This window comes from Clostridioides sp. ZZV14-6009 (assembly GCF_020658095.1).
Taxonomy (GTDB): Bacteria; Bacillota; Clostridia; order Peptostreptococcales; family Peptostreptococcaceae; genus Clostridioides.
In genome coordinates this window covers 347600-365919 of the sequence record NZ_JAGWDG010000002.1, presented here as the reverse complement: position 1 = coordinate 365919, position 18320 = coordinate 347600, and the positions used below count along the sequence as shown (strand labels likewise).

Annotated in this window: 16 protein-coding genes; 14 read left to right on the top strand and 2 right to left on the bottom strand. The window is 28.4% G+C overall.

What is annotated here, in order from left to right:
- Positions 1-27: 27 nt before the first annotated feature.
- The 7 genes from KGF36_RS04995 to KGF36_RS04960 all read left to right on the top strand — a co-directional run bounded on the left by KGF36_RS04995 (position 28) and on the right by KGF36_RS04960 (position 5856).
- Positions 28-747, top strand: a complete 720-nt coding sequence (locus KGF36_RS04995; protein ID WP_227827183.1) for a segregation/condensation protein A — start codon at positions 28-30, stop codon at positions 745-747.
- A gap of 1 nt (position 748) precedes the next feature.
- The gene (gene scpB, locus KGF36_RS04990; RefSeq protein WP_227827184.1) at positions 749-1288 is read left to right on the top strand and encodes an SMC-Scp complex subunit ScpB; all 540 of its coding nucleotides are present in this window, start codon (positions 749-751) and stop codon (positions 1286-1288) included.
- A gap of 198 nt (positions 1289-1486) precedes the next feature.
- Positions 1487-2119, top strand: a complete 633-nt coding sequence (locus KGF36_RS04985) for a DUF2953 domain-containing protein (RefSeq protein WP_227850152.1) — start codon at positions 1487-1489, stop codon at positions 2117-2119.
- Positions 2073-2501 (top strand): GerW family sporulation protein, encoded by a 429-nt coding sequence (gene ytfJ, locus KGF36_RS04980; RefSeq protein WP_227850153.1) that lies wholly within the window; start codon positions 2073-2075, stop codon positions 2499-2501. The genes KGF36_RS04985 and ytfJ overlap by 47 nt, the downstream gene beginning before the upstream one ends.
- Before the next feature lie 260 nt (positions 2502-2761).
- Complete coding sequence (locus KGF36_RS04975) at positions 2762-3202, top strand: MarR family winged helix-turn-helix transcriptional regulator (protein ID WP_227827474.1); 441 nt, start codon at positions 2762-2764, stop codon at positions 3200-3202.
- A gap of 15 nt (positions 3203-3217) precedes the next feature.
- Entirely contained in the window at positions 3218-4669 is a 1452-nt protein-coding gene (locus tag KGF36_RS04970) for a leucyl aminopeptidase (RefSeq protein ID WP_227850154.1), read from the top strand.
- A gap of 1037 nt (positions 4670-5706) precedes the next feature.
- A complete protein-coding gene (locus KGF36_RS04960) occupies positions 5707-5856 on the top strand; it encodes a hypothetical protein (protein WP_227827188.1) in 150 nt (49 codons plus the stop codon).
- A 213-nt stretch (positions 5857-6069) separates the two neighbouring features.
- Here KGF36_RS04960 and KGF36_RS04955 read toward each other — a convergent pair whose 3' ends face one another.
- Complete coding sequence (locus KGF36_RS04955) at positions 6070-6390, bottom strand: MazG-like family protein (protein WP_009905401.1); 321 nt, start codon at positions 6388-6390, stop codon at positions 6070-6072.
- 118 nt (positions 6391-6508) lie between these two features.
- Complete coding sequence (locus KGF36_RS04950) at positions 6509-7246, bottom strand: NAD-dependent protein deacylase (protein ID WP_227827189.1); 738 nt, start codon at positions 7244-7246, stop codon at positions 6509-6511.
- A 314-nt stretch (positions 7247-7560) separates the two neighbouring features.
- Here KGF36_RS04950 and KGF36_RS04945 point away from each other — a divergent pair, with 314 nt between their 5' ends.
- The 7 genes from KGF36_RS04945 (at position 7561) to infB (ending at position 18298) form a co-directional block, all read left to right on the top strand.
- Complete coding sequence (locus tag KGF36_RS04945; RefSeq protein WP_227841964.1) at positions 7561-9378, top strand: SH3 domain-containing protein; 1818 nt, start codon at positions 7561-7563, stop codon at positions 9376-9378.
- A 212-nt stretch (positions 9379-9590) separates the two neighbouring features.
- The gene (locus KGF36_RS04940; RefSeq protein WP_227850155.1) at positions 9591-13889 is read left to right on the top strand and encodes a PolC-type DNA polymerase III; all 4299 of its coding nucleotides are present in this window, start codon (positions 9591-9593) and stop codon (positions 13887-13889) included.
- Positions 13890-14101: 212 nt separating this feature from the next.
- Positions 14102-14563 (top strand): ribosome maturation factor RimP, encoded by a 462-nt coding sequence (gene rimP / locus KGF36_RS04935; RefSeq protein WP_227827192.1) that lies wholly within the window; start codon positions 14102-14104, stop codon positions 14561-14563.
- 29 nt (positions 14564-14592) lie between these two features.
- The gene (gene nusA / locus KGF36_RS04930) at positions 14593-15747 is read left to right on the top strand and encodes a transcription termination factor NusA (protein WP_227827193.1); all 1155 of its coding nucleotides are present in this window, start codon (positions 14593-14595) and stop codon (positions 15745-15747) included.
- 6 nt (positions 15748-15753) lie between these two features.
- Positions 15754-16035: an RNase P modulator RnpM gene (gene rnpM / locus KGF36_RS04925; RefSeq protein WP_227434218.1), complete on the top strand. Its 282-nt coding sequence runs from the start codon at positions 15754-15756 to the stop codon at positions 16033-16035.
- Positions 16025-16336, top strand: coding sequence for a L7Ae/L30e/S12e/Gadd45 family ribosomal protein (locus KGF36_RS04920; protein ID WP_227434219.1), 312 nt, complete (start codon positions 16025-16027; stop codon positions 16334-16336). Before rnpM ends, KGF36_RS04920 begins: the two co-directional genes overlap by 11 nt.
- 21 nt (positions 16337-16357) lie before the next feature.
- A complete protein-coding gene (gene infB / locus KGF36_RS04915) occupies positions 16358-18298 on the top strand; it encodes a translation initiation factor IF-2 (protein ID WP_227850156.1) in 1941 nt (646 codons plus the stop codon).
- Positions 18299-18320: the final 22 nt, after the last annotated feature.

The following is an 18320-nucleotide window of genomic DNA, read 5'->3' as shown; positions in this document are numbered from 1 at the left end:
AAATAAACAACTTAAAGAGGGGTTAATATGAAGTATAATATACAATTACAAGTCTATGAGGGACCATTAGATTTGCTGTATGACTTGATAACTAAACATAAGATAGATATAAAAGATATATCAATTATAGATATAACTAAGCAATATCTTAATTATCTAAAAATGTTAGATAAAATGGATTTAGAGATAACTAGCGAATTTATAACTATGGCATCTAAGCTTTTAGAGATAAAATCTAAATACTTACTTTACAAACAAAAGGATGAAGAAGAAGACCCAAGAATAGAACTTATGGAGAAATTAGAAGAATATAGAAAATTTAAAATAGCATCACAAGATATAAGGGAAAATATAACTTATATTAATGAAAGATTTTATAGAACAAAAGAAGAAATAGTTATTGATGATAATGTAGATTTAGAAGATATATCAATAGAGGCAATAAAAAATATACTTCCATATATATTTAAGGTTAAAACATCACAAATTGAAAATACTAATGATGAAAAATTGGATAAAATAGTGAGAAAAAAGATAATATCTGTGGAAGAAAAAATAGTGTATATAAGAAATGTTATAAAAGAGAAAATAGAAGTTACTTTTACAAATATCATAAAATCATATGAAAATGATGAAATAATTGCTACTTTTTTATCTATATTGGAGCTTATAAAAGAAAAAGAAATAGTAGTGGTACAAGATATATTTTTTGATGATATTTTAATAAGAAAAAGTTCGGAGTGTTAAAATGAAAAGAGAAGATATAAAGTGTATTATAGAATCTATTATGTTTGCATATGGTGACCCAATAAGTATAAAAGAATTAAATTATATAATAAATAAAGAACTTTCATCAAAAGAGATAGAGATTATGTTAAATTTGCTTATTGATGAGTATAGAGAAAAAAATAGAGGTATTCAGATAATCAAATTGGAAAACAAATATCAAATGTGTACAAATGAAGATTATGCAGAATATATAAAAAAAATTATTGAACCAAAGAAAAAGAAAAGTTTGAGTCAAGCTACACTAGAGACTCTTACTATAATTGCATATAAACAACCAATAACAAAAGTAGAGATAGAAGATATAAGGGGAGTAAAATGTGATAAGGTGTTACAAACTCTATTTGAAAATCAACTTATAAGAGAGGCTGGTAGACTTAATAAAATAGGAAAACCAATAATTTATAAGACAACAGATGAATTTTTAAAGCTGTTAAATATAGAAAGCCTTGAAGAGTTGCCTGCTATAGAAACTTATCAAGAAGCAGTAACAAATGAATAAAGTGTTATACAAAGATAATGTTAATTTTAAAATAAAAATATGAAGAACACAGTAATTTAGTTTATAGTTTTAAATTTTTTAGACGGTTTAAAATAATCTAAGTTATTGTGTTTTTTTTGTGAATATAAAAAAATGGTTTTGGTAAAATAAATATGGTTAATTAAGTATAAATAGTAATTTTTTGATGATAATATAAACATGGAGATTAATGAATTACTTAATTTTAAATACTTAATAGTAGCAATAATTTTTATAATAAGTATAATTATATTGTTTTTAATGTCTCATATAAATATCTTATTAATAGCAGATATAAACAATAAAGATGTTTGTTTAAAACTTAATATAAAATACATGTTTGATTTAATAAATATAAATAGACAACTCTATCCAGCTGAAAATAGTAACAATAATGATAAAAAAGAGGGGATGAAGAATAATATAGACTCTAGTATATTATTAGCTGATGACCTTTTAAGTGTTTATAGACTATTAAAAAAGATAAAAATACATGAATTTTATTCAAACATTGATTTTGGAACTAAAAATATAAGTTTGACATCTTCTGTGTATGTATTAATAAATACCCTATATGGAAATTTATTTAATATAATTGATGCAGAAAAAATATATTTAAATGTAAATCCAAATTTTACAAAAGATTACTTTTTGGGAAATGTAAGGATACATATAAGGTCAAGAATAAAAGATTTATTTCATTTTATAATAATGGTTAATAAAGTTATGAATAAAAATAAAGGAAATTATAAGGGAGGTGATAGTAATGAGAGCAACAAGTTCGATACAAAGTCTTATGGAAACAACTCTTGAAACTATTAAAGGTTCTATAGATGCAAATACTATTATAGGAGACCCTATAAAAACAGATACTACAGTAGTTGTTCCTATATCAAAAGTAACAATTGGATTTGGTATAGGTGGAGGAGAGTATTCAAAAGGATATGATGAGAAAGATAAAAATATTGAAATAAAAAGTGAAAAAGCAGATACAAATTTTGCAGGAGGTAGTGCAGGAGCTATATCTGTACAACCAGTAGCATTTGTAGTAGTTGAAAGTGGAGAGACTAGAATAATGAGCTTAGATAGTAATATTAATCTAGTGGATAATATCTTGTCTATAACTCCTAGAGTATTAGAAAAAATTCAGAATATATCTCAAAATAATAAAAATACAGACAAGAACAATATGTAGTATAAGATTAGAATAGTTTTGAAAATAAAATATATCATTGAATAAAATAGTGAGATTGATATAAGTCTCACTATTTTATAATGTAATTTAAATGTTTTTTACTTTATACCTAATAATATTTTAGTTTAAAACAATTTAAATGGATAATAAAGTTTATCTATAGTATAATTATAAAAAGAAAAGAAGTATTATATTAGAGATATATAAACATATTTGGGGGATAAGAGGGAGTCCCAATTATTAATTTTGAGGTGAATTTTATGAGTGATAAAGAGTTATCTATTTTGTTGTTGGAGAGTATGAATAACTTTCATAATTTAATAAAGATTATTAATAATGAAAGATATAAAAAAGGTAAAGTACTTACAGAAAGGCAATTTTTTGCTTTAGTAAGTATAAGAAAACATAATAAAATGGAACTTAAAAATTTAAGTAGAGATTTACATGTATCTACTTCTAGTTTGTGTATATTACTTAATAAGTTAGTTGAGCAAGAGTATGTATATAGGGAAGAAGATAGTAGAGATAGACGAAATACTTTTTATGGAATAACTGAAAGTGGAGAAAAAATACTAGATGATGAAATATTAAAATTTATATCTATAATAAGTGATAAAATGAACTGTTTAGATATAGAAAACAAAGATAAATTATCTGCTTCTTTGGAAGACTCTAGAAATATAATTGAACAATTATTTTAAAAAGGAGAATTTAATATGCATATAAAATGTTCTAAAGAAATATTAAAAAGTTTGGATGATGCTATAACTGTAGTTACTGTGTTTGAAGATGAGAATGTTTCTACAATGTTTGATAAATTAAATATTGTAAGTAAAAACTTCAGTGCTAAAGAAAATAACATAGAAATTGTGACATTGCTTGAAAATGACAATCTAGTAGACCTTTGCTTAGTTGGTCTTGGTAAGAAAGAATCTTTAGATAAGGAAAAACTTAGAATCATAGGTGGCAACTTGTGTAAAAAAATAAAAGGGGTATTTAGAAATAAAGTATGTAAAAATAATGATATTAACATAATAAATGTTAATTTAGACATAGAGCAGATAGGTGCTTTTTCAGAAGGAATATTGCTTGGCAACTATAAATTTGATAAATATAAGACAAAAAGTGAAGCTTTTGAAGAAAGAGAAATAGATAATATAATTATATTTACTGAAAAAGAAGCAGAGTATGAAATAGAAAAAGCTAAAATACTATCTAATTCAACTATAATAGCTAGAGATTTAGTTAACGAACCATCAAATATAATATACCCAAAGACATTGGCAATAGAGGCAGTTAGACTTGGGGCAGAGTATGGATTTAATGTTGAGATTTATGAAGAAGAAAAAATAAAAGCATTGGGTATGGAAGCTTTTTTTGCTGTATCAAGAGGTTCAGTTAATAAACCAAGATTTATAGTAATGCGCTATTTTGGAGATGAAGAAAATACAGATATACTAGGTCTAGTGGGTAAAGGATTGACTTATGATACTGGTGGATATTCTTTAAAATCAAATGCATCTATGCTAGATATGAAAACAGACATGGCTGGAGCGGCAAGTGTAATAGGAGCTATGTGTGCCATATCTCAGAGTAAATTAAAGAAAAATGTTATAGCAGTAGTAGCTGCATGTGAAAATGCTTTATCAGGAGGTTCATATAAGCCAGGAGATATAATTAATTCTATGGCAAGAAAAACTATTGAAGTTTTAAATACAGATGCAGAAGGTAGACTTACATTAGCTGATGCAATATATTACATTATAAATAATGAAAAAGTGACAAAAGTTGTTGATGTAGCAACATTGACTGGTGCAGCTCTAACATTATTAGGTAATGTTGCAACTCCTGTAGTAACAAATAATGAGGATTTTTATTGTGAGTTGGAAAAAGCATCTACTTTATCTGGAGAAAGAGTCTGGAAGATGCCACTTTATGATGAGTTTAAAAATATGGTAAAGGGAGAAGAAGCAGACCTTAAAAATACTGGAGGTAAAAATGCTGGATGCATAACAGCAGGAGCCTTTATTGGAGAATTTGTTGGCAGTACTCCATGGATACATATGGATATAGCAGGTACAAGTACATCATCAAAATCAAAGGGATATAAATCAAAAGGAGCGACAGGAGAGCCTGTTAGGACATTGTATTATTTAGCAGAGATATAAAATTATATAATACAAAAACTATAGTTTAACGTGTAAAGCCACTTGGATATTTTTAAAACTTAAAAAATGTCCAAGTGGCTTTATTTATAAATTTAAATAAATTATTTACTCTTTTTCTTTTTTTCAAGGATAAAGGTATCTATATTAGATAAAAGAGGAAGTATGTACACAATGCTAGTAGCAAAAATAAATATGAAAATGGTAGTTGTATTGTAACTTAAAAAGCTATAGTAATATTGTGAATCAGTAAATGTATTTAGTAAAAATATAAATGAAAAGTAAATAAGACAAATTCCAAAATTATCTCTAAATGCATGTCTGTTAACTTTAAATTTTCTTACATCAACCATATAAATATTTGCATATATTATCAAACATTTAGAGAAGATAAATAGAAAATATATGAAGCTAGGGAATTCGTATCCTAAGTTTTTAGAAAAAATAAGTTCTCCAACAGAACAGACTAAACTCCAAGAAAAAAATATGTTAAAAAAATGATACTGTTTAAAAGCTAATATAGCTATACATATGTATAGACAAATATGGCTAATTCCAATTGGTAAGGAATTTAAGGTGCTATAATTCCCTGAAGAAATAATTAAAATTTGTTCTAAGGCAACGACTATTACCATTAAGGTACAAAGTATTTTTTCAACTGTGTAACTATAGGGTAAAATATTTTTTGTTAGCTTTGGACAATGATATAGAAATAATCCGAATATAAAAAGACTTACAAACTGTTCACTAGAAAAAAGAAAAATTTTAAACATAGAGCATTCTCTCCTATAATAAATTAATATGTACCTATATAAATATATTCATCCTCTATCAATTTAATATATAAAAAATTTAATAAAGTTAAGATTTTATATAGAAATTTTAAAGAGATAAAAATTTTTAAATTTAGTGGGCATATTGGAATCATGTCAAAAAATAAAAATATTTTTATTTATTAAAGTTTTTGGGAATAATAATAACAAATATTAGAACTAATTAACAGTTTTTGTAAGTATTTGACAATAGAGAGGGTGTAACAAATGGGAATAATAGAATCAGCATCAAAGTTAGCTGAGATAGTTCATTTATTAGCAATTGAAAAGGGGATAACAGATATAGAAGCATGGGAGGAAGCAGTAGAAGAATATAGTAAAATTTATGAAAATAAGAGAGAACAATATAGAAGTTAAAAATAAAATTTTGCTGACAAAAAACTCGTTATACTGGATAAAATTTAATCGTTTATGAAAATATTAAATAATATATGCAAATAAAACAAAAAATGGTATCTCAATTACAATCTAAAAAAATCATTTTGAGATACCATTTAATAGCAAATTTACACAGAAATTAAATATTTCATACTTTAAATTTATTTTAATAAATATTTAGAGATAGAAGGTTTACTTATCTATGTTTTTTATGTAACCTCTTTTTTCTAGTTTTTTTATATGTTCTTTGCGTATTTCATCAAGATTAATACCATATTGCTCTTCTAGTTTAAACATCATAGTTACACATGTTTGAGCCACATCCATCAATTCTTTAGCAGTTTTCTTTATGATATCAACTTCATCTAAGTCATTATTTTCTCCACTTAGATTTCTGAATTTGCCTATACATTCAGCTAATTCGCCTTGTTCTTCACCCATTTTGATAAATGTAGACTCCAGTGTTGGGTCTAAATTATTAAGTTCTGGTAAAGATATAGTTTTTAGTTTCATAAAAAGCTCCTTTCAAATTATATATTTATACTAAAATACTATAACAAAAATAATGCTAAAAAGAAACTTTAAATTCAACATAAAAACTCATATATATAATAAAAATAGTAAAATAAATCTATATTTGTCTTAATACAGCTTCATATAGAACTTCTCCAATAGGTCTATTAATTACAAGAGATGCAGATTTATCATAAACTGTGTTTGCCTTATTAATAAGAGCAATATATTTACCTTTGTAATAATCTATAAAACTAGCTGCTGGATATACAGCTAATGATGTACCTCCTATAATCAGTAAATCAGCATTACTTATAGCAGAAATTGTCTTAGTAATAACATCACTGTCAAGAGCTTCTTCATAAAGCACTACATCAGGTTTTACTATAGAGCCACAATCATCACAATGAGGAATATTACCTCCTAGATTTAGCATAGCTTCTAAATCAAAAAATTTACCACAGTTAGTACAATAATTTCTATGTACAGAACCGTGAAGTTCTAAAACATTTTTACTTCCAGCCATTTGATGAAGCCCATCAATATTTTGAGTTATAACAGCTTTAAGTTTACCCATTTCTTCTAGCTTTGCCAAAGCTATGTGGGCATTATTAGGTTTTGCATTAGGATATATTAGTTTATCTTTGTAGAATTCAAAGAACTCTTCTGGATATTTAACAAAGAAAGTATGTGAAACTAATTGCTCAGCAGTAAATTGTTTATTAAGTTTTTGATTAAAAAGTCCAGTAGAGCTTCTAAAATCTGGTATATTAGATTCAGTTGAAACACCTGCTCCACCAAAAAATACTATATTATTATGATTAGATATTAAGTCTTTTAGGTTATTTGCATCCATAGTCTACACCTCCAAAATTATTATATATAGATTGTACTACATAATATAAAGTTTATGTTACTTTATTAGATTCTGAGTATTTTCTTAATGTTTTAAAAATCAATTTAAAGAGTGGGCATAAATAAAATTATACGAGCTAAAAAAATTTATATTTTTCAATATATAAATATATAGATTAAAATCAGAAATAAAAATAAAGAAAGTATAAATAAAATGTATACATAATATAAATAGACAATATTTACTAAAATCATAAGTTGTCGTATAATTATATTAAAATTGTTTTAGTGTTAAAAGAAGGGCGGGGGAAGTAAGTGAAGAAAAGAGCAGCTTTAGCAACATTAGCTGTATTACCATTAACTATGGTAAATGCACATGCTGATGGAGAAATAGGTATAGTGACTATAAATTATTTAAATGTAAGAAATGAACCAACTGCCGAAAGTAGTATATCTTTTGTTGCTAAAAAAGATGATAAAGTTTTAATAAAAGACTCTTCTAATGGATGGTATAAAATAAAAGCTGAATCTGGACAAGAAGGTTGGGCTTCATCAAAATATATAGCAAAATCTAATGGTGATTTTTTAAGAACATCTACAAATAAAGAAAAACAAGTTACTTCAAATAGTTTAAATATGAGAAATGGAGCAGGAACAAGCTATAGAGTTATAACTGTATTAAAAAAGGGACAAAAAGTAGAAGTAATATCAGAAAGTAATGGCTGGTCAAAAATCAAATATGATGGAAGACTAGGTTATGTATCGAGTTCTTATCTAGGAGATGTATCAAGCTCAACTAATAAATCAAAAACTAAGCAGGTAAATACAACTTCACTAAATGTAAGAAGTGGTCCAAATACAAGCTATGGTGTATTAGGTAAGTTACAAAAAGGAAGTAAGGTAGAAGTAATATCAGAATCTAATGGATGGTCAAAAATAAAGTATAATGGAAAAGATGGATATGTATCTAGTATGTATTTATCAAATGCAGGTCAGAGCGATACAAATGATTCTAGCCAAGGTACTGATAAAAAAGATACTAATAAATTTGTAAATACAGCTTCTTTAAATGTACGAAGTGGTCCAGGTTCTACATATAGTAAATTAGGAAAGGTCTATAAGGGAAGCAAAGTAACTGTGATATCAGAAAGTAGTGGATGGGCTAAAATTAATTTTAATAATAAAGAAGCATTTGTTGTGGGAAATTATCTATCTGATTCAACAGATACATCAAATAATAATAACTCAAATAACAATTCTAACAATAATGGAAATAATGATTCTACAACATCAGGACAAGTAAATGGTATGGCAAATATAAGTGGGGCTAAGATTGATTACAAATCTCTAAGCTATACGTTAGCTTCTCATATAAGTAAACAAGTTGAGAAAGCAACAGCAGGAGGGAATGTAATAGCTCCAGGTAATAGAAAAAGTACTCCAAGTCCTGAATTTAGTACATTTTCAGCACAAAGAACAAGTTCATTTGTAAATGCTAGTTCAAGTGATATAGAATATTATTTAAATCCTAAAAACTTTACAAATACTACAAAAGGTATGATGCAATTTTTGAAGATTAATAGTTATAGAAGTGGTATATCAGAGTCAAGTTTAAATTCGTACCTTAACGGATTATCTTCTAGTGTATTTAAGAATCAAGGAGCTGCATTTATAAATGCTGCTAAGAAGTATAATATAGATGTAGTATATCTAGTATCTCATGCTATGTGGGAAACTGCTTATGGTAAATCTACACTTGCACAAGGCCAGACATTGACTTCTTATAAAGGTCAAGCTCTTAGCAAGCCAGTTAAAGTGTATAATTTTTTTGGAATAGGAGCAATAGATAAAAGTGCTAATGTTTCAGGAGCAGAGGCAGCATATTCTAATGGATGGACTAGTATTGAAGCTACAATAGATGGTTCTGCAAAATGGATATCTCAAAACTATGTAAATAGTTCTAAGTACAATCAAAATACTATTTACAAGATGAAGTGGAATTATGATTATACATGGCACCAATATGCAACTGATGTAAATTGGGCTAATGGAATTTCTGGAATTATGGAAAATTTAATTGGACTTTATGGTGGTGGAAGTAGTTTAGTCTTTGAAGTACCACAATATAAGTAATACATAAGTAAAAAATATAGACTATGGGTAGTTTTTCATTTTGTTTAAATTATCTGTAGTCTTTTTGTATATAATTTACTAGATATAAACCTTAATATTAGTAAAATTTTTATGTTATAATATTAATTCTAAGTAAATATAAGTGAGTAATAGATAGAAATAGAGAAAAAGTGGTAATAATATATATATAATGTTAGGAAAGGAGGATATAAATGGAAAGTGTTAAGGAATATTTAGATAAATTAGAAATTAATAACAGTGGCCTTGGAAAACAACTTAAAGAAGTTTACATAAATAGAGTAGTTTATTTTAAAGAAAATAAAATTGTTTACTTTTACCTAACGTCTAAAGAGATTGTTTCCCATGAACTTTTAGATAAATTTAGAGAAGAATTGATGTATAAGCTTGATTATTTTAAAGATATAAAGATGAAAATAAGATTTACTGGGTTTGAAAGAAAATCTAACAAAGATGTTATAAAAAAATATTGGAATAATATCTTGTATATATTAAAGTACTTGTGTCCGTCCATTGCAGGATGGTATAAGCAAGTTGAATTTCTTTGTTTAGATGAAGAATTAAAAATAAAACTCCCAAAGGGTATATTTTATGAGAGATTAATAAGAAAAAATGTAGTTCATGTACTTAAAACTGTTCTTAGTGAAGAATTGGGATTGGACTTAGATATAACTATTGAAAAAGCTGTTGATGAAAAGGTAAATGTAGAAAGACTCATAAGAATAAATGATAGGGAAATGGAAGAAAAAATTAGAGCATTGGAAATTGGACAAATTAATAAGTGTGAAGAAAATGAAGAAGAAGGTTATGTTATTAAATCAGAAGTTGATGAAAATTTAGTCTATGGAGATAATGCAAATGCTATGATTGAAAATATATCTGGATTAAATGCATCTTCTGGAACAGTTGCAGTTGTTGGGGATATATTTGATGTTGAGACTAAAGAACTTAAAAATGGAAAAATACTTATGATAGCATCGATTACAGATTATACTAGTTCAATAAGTTGTAAGCTATTTTTAACAGATACCAATAAAGATGGAGTACTTGAAAATGTTAAAAAAGGAGCTTATTTAAAACTTAAAGGTGACATAGTTTATGATACATATCAAAGAGAAATTAGTATGATGATTAGTGGAATTAGACAAGAAAATAGACCAGAGAGAAAAGATATTTCAGAAGAAAAAAGGGTAGAACTTCATGCACATACTCAGATGTCCTCTATGGATGCTATTTGTTCTGTTAAAAAACTTGTAGAACGTGCAGCCCAATGGGGACATCCAGCGATTGCTATAACAGACCATGGTGTTGTACAGGGATTCCCAGATGCTATGAATGCTGGTAAGGCAAACAACATAAAAATACTTTATGGAGTAGAAGGGTATTTAGTTGAAGATGATTCTCTTATTATAGAAGATGCAAATGATAAAGAACTTTCTCAGACGTTTGTTGTATTTGATATAGAGACTACTGGTTTTTCTAATACAAATGATAAAATAACTGAAATTGGCGCTGTAAAAATAGAAAATTTTAAAATTGTAGATAGATTTAGTGAACTGATAAATCCTGAAAAAGATATTTCGTATAAGATACAAGAATTAACGGGAATAACTAATGAATTGATTAAAGACAAGCCAACTATTGAAGAAGTTCTTCCAAGATTTATGGAGTTTGTTGGAGATAGTGTACTAGTTGCACATAATGCAGAGTTTGATACTGGGTTTATATCACAGAAGTGTAGAGAACAGGGGATAATGTATAATCACAAAAAGGTAGATACACTTATGTTAGCCAGAGTAATGCTTCCAAAGTTAAAAAGACATAGGTTAAATGTTGTTGCTAAAGAGCTTGGTATACCTCTTTTAAACCATCATAGAGCAGTTGATGATGCAGAGGCAACTGCACTTATATTTAATAAATTTTTACAGATGCTTACAGAAAAAGGTGCAAAAACTTTAAGTGATGTGAATAATATTCTTGGAAAAATTGATTATACAAAGCTTAGTACAAACCATATAACTTTGATAGCAAAAAATTCTGTAGGTATAAAAAACTTATATAAGATAATTTCAGATGCACATGTAAATCATTTTTTTAGAGCACCAAGAATCCTTAGAAGTATTTTAAATGAGTATAAGGAAGGTCTCATAATTGGTTCAGCTTGTGAAGCCGGGGTTGTTTTTCAAGCTGTAAAGAAAAATGTACCTGATGAAGAAATGAAAAAAATAATAGATTTATATGATTATATAGAAGTGATGCCTATAGATAACAATAGGTTTATGATTGATAAAGGAGAAGTAAAGGATGAAGAAGAGTTAAGAGAATTAAATAGAAAATTAATTGATACAGCTAAGAGGTTTAATAAAATTCCAGTAGCTACTGGAGATGTTCATTTTTTAGATAAACATGAAGCTGTTTTAAGAAAAGTTCTAAAGTATTCTCAAGGATTTAAGGTAGATGAAGAAGAGACTTATTTACATTTTAGAACAACAGATGAAATGTTGGAGGAGTTTAGTTATCTTGGAGAAGAGTTAGCATATGAAGTTGTGGTTGAAAATAGTAATTTGATTGCTGATATGGTTGAAAATATAAAACCTATACCAGATGATACATATCCACCAATTATAGAAGGTTCAGATGTAGAATTAAGGGAAATGTGCTATGAAAAAGCTAAACGGATTTATGGAGAGCCAATACCAGAAATAGTTCAAAAGAGATTGGATAGAGAATTAAATTCAATAATAAGTAATGGATATGCAGTTATGTATATCATAGCTCAAAAACTAGTTGCAAAATCTCTCTCAGATGGATATTTAGTTGGTTCAAGAGGTTCTGTTGGTTCATCATTTGCAGCTACTATGAGTGATATAACAGAAGTTAATCCTCTACCAGCTCACTATATTTGTGAAAATGAAGATTGTAAATATTCCTTTTTTTATGAAATAGGTGAATGGGGGTCAGGTGTTGACTTGCCAGATAAGGATTGTCCAAAATGTGGAAGAAAACTTGCTAAAAATGGTCATGATATTCCATTTGAGGTCTTCTTAGGTTTTGAAGGTGATAAAGAACCAGATATAGACCTAAATTTCTCAGGAAATTATCAGCCTACAATCCACAAATACACTGAAGAATTATTTGGAGAGGGATATGTATATAGAGCAGGAACTATAGGTACTGTAGCAGAAAAAACAGCTTTTGGATATGCAAGAAAATATGTAGAAGAAAATAATATAAGTGTACCAAATGCAGAGGTACTTAGACTTTCAAATGGGTGTACTGGTGTAAAAAGAACTTCAGGACAGCATCCTGGTGGAGTTATGGTTATACCAGACTATAAAGATGTATATGATTTTACACCTATACAATATCCAGCAAATGATACTTCTTGTGGTGTTATAACTACTCACTTTGATTATCATTCAATAAGTGGTAGGATACTTAAACTTGATATACTTGGACACGACGGTCCTACTATCATAAGAATGCTTGAAGATATTACTGGAATAAATATAACAGAAATTCCTCTAGACGATGAAGAAACTATGTCTTTATTTACATCTACAGAAGCGTTAGGAGTTACACCAGAAGAGATAAATTGTCCTATAGGATGTCTTGCTGTACCTGAATTTGGAACTAAGTTTGTACGACAAATGCTTCTTGACACAAAACCCACTACATTTGCAGAGCTCGTACGTATATCTGGTCTTTCTCATGGTACGGATGTTTGGGTAAACAATGCACAAGATTTAGTTAGAGAAGATATAGTGGGATTAAAAGATGTTATATCTACACGAGATGACATAATGAACTACTTAATATTTAAAGGCTTACCTCCTAAGATGAGTTTTACAATAATGGAGAGTGTAAGAAAAGGGAAAGGTTTGAAACCAGAACATATTGAAGAAATGAAGAAAAATAATGTTCCAGAATGGTATATAGGTTCATGTAAAAAGATTAAATATATGTTCCCCAAAGCACATGCTGTTGCTTATGTTATGACCTCATTTAGAATTGCATATTGTAAAGTACATTACCCAGAAGCCTTTTATGCAACTTACTTTACTACAAAGGTGGAAGATTTTGATGCAGATTTAATTGTTAAGGGTTTGGATACTATAAAATCAAAAATAAATGAGATTGAATCATTGGGAAATGATGCAACTACAAAGGAAAAAGGTATGTTGACTGTATTAGAAGTTGCTCTTGAAATGTATGCAAGGGGGATAAAGTTGTTACCAGTTGATATATATAAATCAGATGCAAGTGACTTTATAGTTGTTGGAGAAAAAACATTACTTCCACCAATGGCAGCAATACAAGGCCTTGGAGGAAATGCAGCTTTAAATATTCAAAATGAAAGAAAAAATGGTGAATTTATATCAAAAGAAGATTTAAGAAAGAGAGCAAAAGTATCAAAAACAGTAATAGAAACACTTACTAATCATGGCTCACTTGAAAATATGAGCGATGAAAACCAATTGTCTCTGTTTTAGGTTAGTTCAAAAAGTTGCAAATAAAAGAATTTTATGATATCATAGTATAGAAAATAGTATACTTTGCAGAAACTAAGAGTGAGACAGCTGTTCTCACTCTTTTATTTTAAATATATTATTAAGAACTAGTTTAATTTTATTGAATACATTTAATTTAAAAATTATTTAATAAAATTAAACTAGTCATTTACAATTGAATAGGAGGTAATTTAATGAAAAAAGATTTAGAAGCAGCAATTGAAGAAATTGTAACTAAAATAACGGATGAACATGGATTTGAAATGGTTGATGTTGAATATGTAAAAGAAGCGGGAGAATACTACTTAAGAGTATACATAGATAAAGAAGAAGGAATATCTTTAAACGAATGTGAATTAGTTAGTAGAGAACTAAGCCCAATATTAGACGAAAAAGACCCTATAAAAGAGAATTATTTTTTAGAAGTATCTTCTCCAGGGCTTGATAGAGCATTAAAAAAAGACAGAGATTTTGTTAGATACCAAGGTAGAGATGTAGATTTAAAATTATATAAACCATTAAATGGATGTAAACAATTTGAAGGTGAACTTGTAGGATTAACAGAAGATAATAATATAAAAATCATTATAAATGGTGAAGAAATGGAATTTAATAGAAAAGATGTTGCTATTGTTAGATTAGCAATAAAGTTTTAGTGGTATATTAAATAGGGAGGAAATAAAAAATGAATCATGAATTTATGGAAGCACTAAACGAATTAGTAGTTGATAGAGGTATAGATAAAGAAATACTTATAGATACTATAGAGCAAGCTCTTTTAACTGCATACAAAAAAAACTTTGGTTCAGCACAAAATGTTAGAGTTGAGTTTGATAGAGACAAAGGAGATATAAAAGTATTTTCTCAAAGAGTAGTTGTCGATGAATCAGACCTATATGATACTTTCTTAGAAATAGAGTTAGCAGATGCTAGAGAGATAAACCCTAATTATGAATTGGGTGATATTATAGAGCATGAAGTTACACCTAAAAACTTTGGAAGAATTGCAGCTCAGACAGCAAAACAAGTAGTTGTTCAAAGAATAAGAGAAGCTGAGAGAGAAATAGTGTATAATGAATTTATAGAAAAAGAAAATGAAATAGTTACAGGAGAGGTTGCTAGAGCAAATAAAAATATTGTTTATGTAAATCTTGGAAGAATAGAAGGGATAATGACTCAAAGTGAGCAAATCCCATTTGAAAATTACAAAGCAGGTCAAAAAATAAAATTCTATATACTTGAAGTTAAAAAGACTAACAAAGGACCTCAAATAGTTGTATCAAGAAGTCATCCAGGTCTAGTAAAGAGATTATTTGAAGAAGAAGTTCCTGAAATATATGAGGGTATAGTTCAAATAAAATCAGTGGCAAGAGAAGCTGGGTCAAGAACTAAAATGGCAGTAAGATCTATAGATGAAAAAATAGACCCAATTGGAGCTTGTGTAGGTCCAAAAGGACTTAGAGTAAAAAATATAGTGGATGAACTTGGTGATGAAAAAATAGATATAATAAAATATAGTGAAAATCCAGCAGAGTTTATATCAGCAGCACTTAGCCCATCAAAAGTTGTTAAAGTAGATATAAATGAAGATGAAAAATCTGCCTTAGTTATTGTTCCAGATTATCAGTTATCACTTGCTATAGGTAAAGAAGGTCAAAATGCAAGACTTGCAGCAAAATTGACAAACTGGAAGATAGATATTAAGAGCGAATCTCAAGCAGAACAAGAAATGATAAATCTTGAAAAATCCAAAGAAATAGAAGATGAGGGTATTAAAGTTGAATTTATCAATCAAGATGAGTTAGATGTCTCAGATGATAATTTCAAAGAAGAAGAGTAAGGAGGGATGGCTTTGAAAAAAGTAAAAAAAGTGCCTCAAAGAAAATGCATAGCATGTCAAGATAGAGACTCTAAAAAAGAGCTTATAAGAATAGTTAAAAATAAAGAAGGAAAAATATTTTTAGACCCAACAGGAAGAGCTAATGGAAGAGGAGCATATGTATGCAAAAGCTCTGAATGTCTAAAAAAAGCTATAAAAAGCAAAGCATTAAATAAAGCTTTTAAAATTGATGTTCCTGATGAAGTCTATGATAATCTACTTATGGAGTTAGAAGAATATGAAAAATAATAAAGAAAAGATACACTCGTTCTTAGGACTCGCAACTCGTGCAGGGAAAATAGTGTCTGGTGATGATTCAACTTTGCTTGACTTAAAAAAAGGAAAAGTAAAATTAATTTTAATTGCAGAAGATGCATCAAATAACACAAAAAAACTTTTTAAAGATAAATCAACTTTTAGAAATATTCCATATCTATTTTTTTCAACAAAAGATGAAATAGGATTTGCAATAGGAAAATCTCCAAGAGCAGTCGTAGGAATAAAAGATGAAAATTTCGCTAAAAAGATAATTGAACTAATAGAAATTTAAAATAAAATAGGGGGTGATCTTGTGTCAAAAACAAGAGTATACCAAATAGCAGAAAAATTAAATATATCAAATGAAGAGCTTATAAATAAGTTAGCTGAATTAGATATTAATGTAACTGACAAAGATTCAGTATTAGAAGGTGAAGCGTTAGAATTAGCACTTGAAGTGTTAAGTGAAGATTCATCTCAAGAAAATGGAAATGTTATAGAAATAGATGGACAGTTGACAGTACAAGTATTAGCAACTAAATTAGATAAATCTCCATCAGAAATAATTATGAAGCTTATGAAAATGGGAACTATGGCAACAATAAATCAAGAGATAAATTTTGAGATTGCTGCTTTAGCTGCCAAAGACTATGGATTTGAATTAACAGTAGCAGAAAGTGATGATACAGAAGCTTTAGAAATAGAAGCTTTAATGGAAATTGAAGAAGATAATGAAGAGGATTTAAAATCTAGACCACCAGTTGTTACGGTTATGGGACATGTTGACCATGGTAAAACATCTTTACTAGATGCAATAAGAAAAACTGATGTAATTTCAGGTGAAGCTGGAGGAATAACTCAGCATATAGGCGCTTCAGAAGTTAAAATCAATGACCAAAAAATAGTATTTTTAGATACACCAGGACATGAGGCTTTCACATCAATGAGAGCAAGAGGAGCACAAGTTACAGATATAGCAATATTAGTTGTTGCAGCAGATGATGGTATAATGCCTCAAACAGTAGAAGCAATAAACCATGTTAAAGCAGCAGGAGTTCCTTTAATAGTTGCTATAAATAAAATAGATAAACCAGGTGCAAACCCAGATAAAGTTAAACAAGAATTAGCAGACCAAGGATTATTAGTTGAAGACTGGGGTGGAGAAGTAATAGCAGTTCCAGTATCGGCTAAGAAAAAAGAAGGAATAGATACACTTTTAGAAATGGTATTGTTGGTTGCTGAAATAGAAGAATTAAGAGCAAATCCAAATAAAAGAGCAGTAGGAACTGTTATAGAAGCTGAGCTTGATAAGGGAAGAGGTCCAGTTGCAACAGTACTTGTTCAAGGTGGTACTCTAACAGTAGGTGATCCAATCGTTGCAGGTGTTGCATGTGGTAAAGTTAGAGCTATGATAAATGCAAAAGGTAAAAGAGTTAAGACAGCAGGACCATCTACAGCAGTAGAAATATTAGGGCTATCAGAAGTTCCACAAGGTGGAGACCAATTCGTTGAGGTTCCAACAGATAAAATTGCTAGAAGTGTAGCAGCAAGAAGACAACAATTAGCTAGAGATGAGATGTTAAAATCAACTCAAAGATTATCACTAGATGCTTTATTTAGTCAAATGAGTGAAGGTGCTATAAAAGACCTTAACATAGTTATAAAAGCAGATGTACAAGGTTCAGTACAAGCAGTTAAACAATCTTTAGAAAAATTATCAAATGAAGAAGTACAAGTTAAAGTAATACATGGAGGTGTTGGAGCTGTAACAGAATCAGATATATTACTTGCAGCAGCTTCTAATGCAATAATAATAGGATTCAATGTAAGACCAGTTCCAGGCGCAGAATCTCTAGGAGAAAAGGAAAATGTTGATATAAGAACATATACTATAATATACAAGGCTATAGAAGATATACAAGCTGCTATGACTGGTATGTTAGATCCTGAATATGTTGATGAAGAAACAGGAAAAGCTGAAATAAGAGAAATATATAAAATATCTGGTATTGGAACAGTAGCTGGATGTTATGTAACTAATGGTAAAATATTTAGAAACTGTAAAATAAGATTAGTTAGAGATAGTATAATAATACATGAAGGTGAACTTGCAGCACTTAAGAGATTTAAAGATGATGTAAAAGAAGTTAATTCTGGATACGAATGTGGTATGAGTTTTGTAAATTATAATGACATAAAAGAAGGCGACATAGTAGAAGCTTATATAACTAAAGAAGTAGAAAGAAAATTATAAATTCGTATCAAAGAAAATCAGT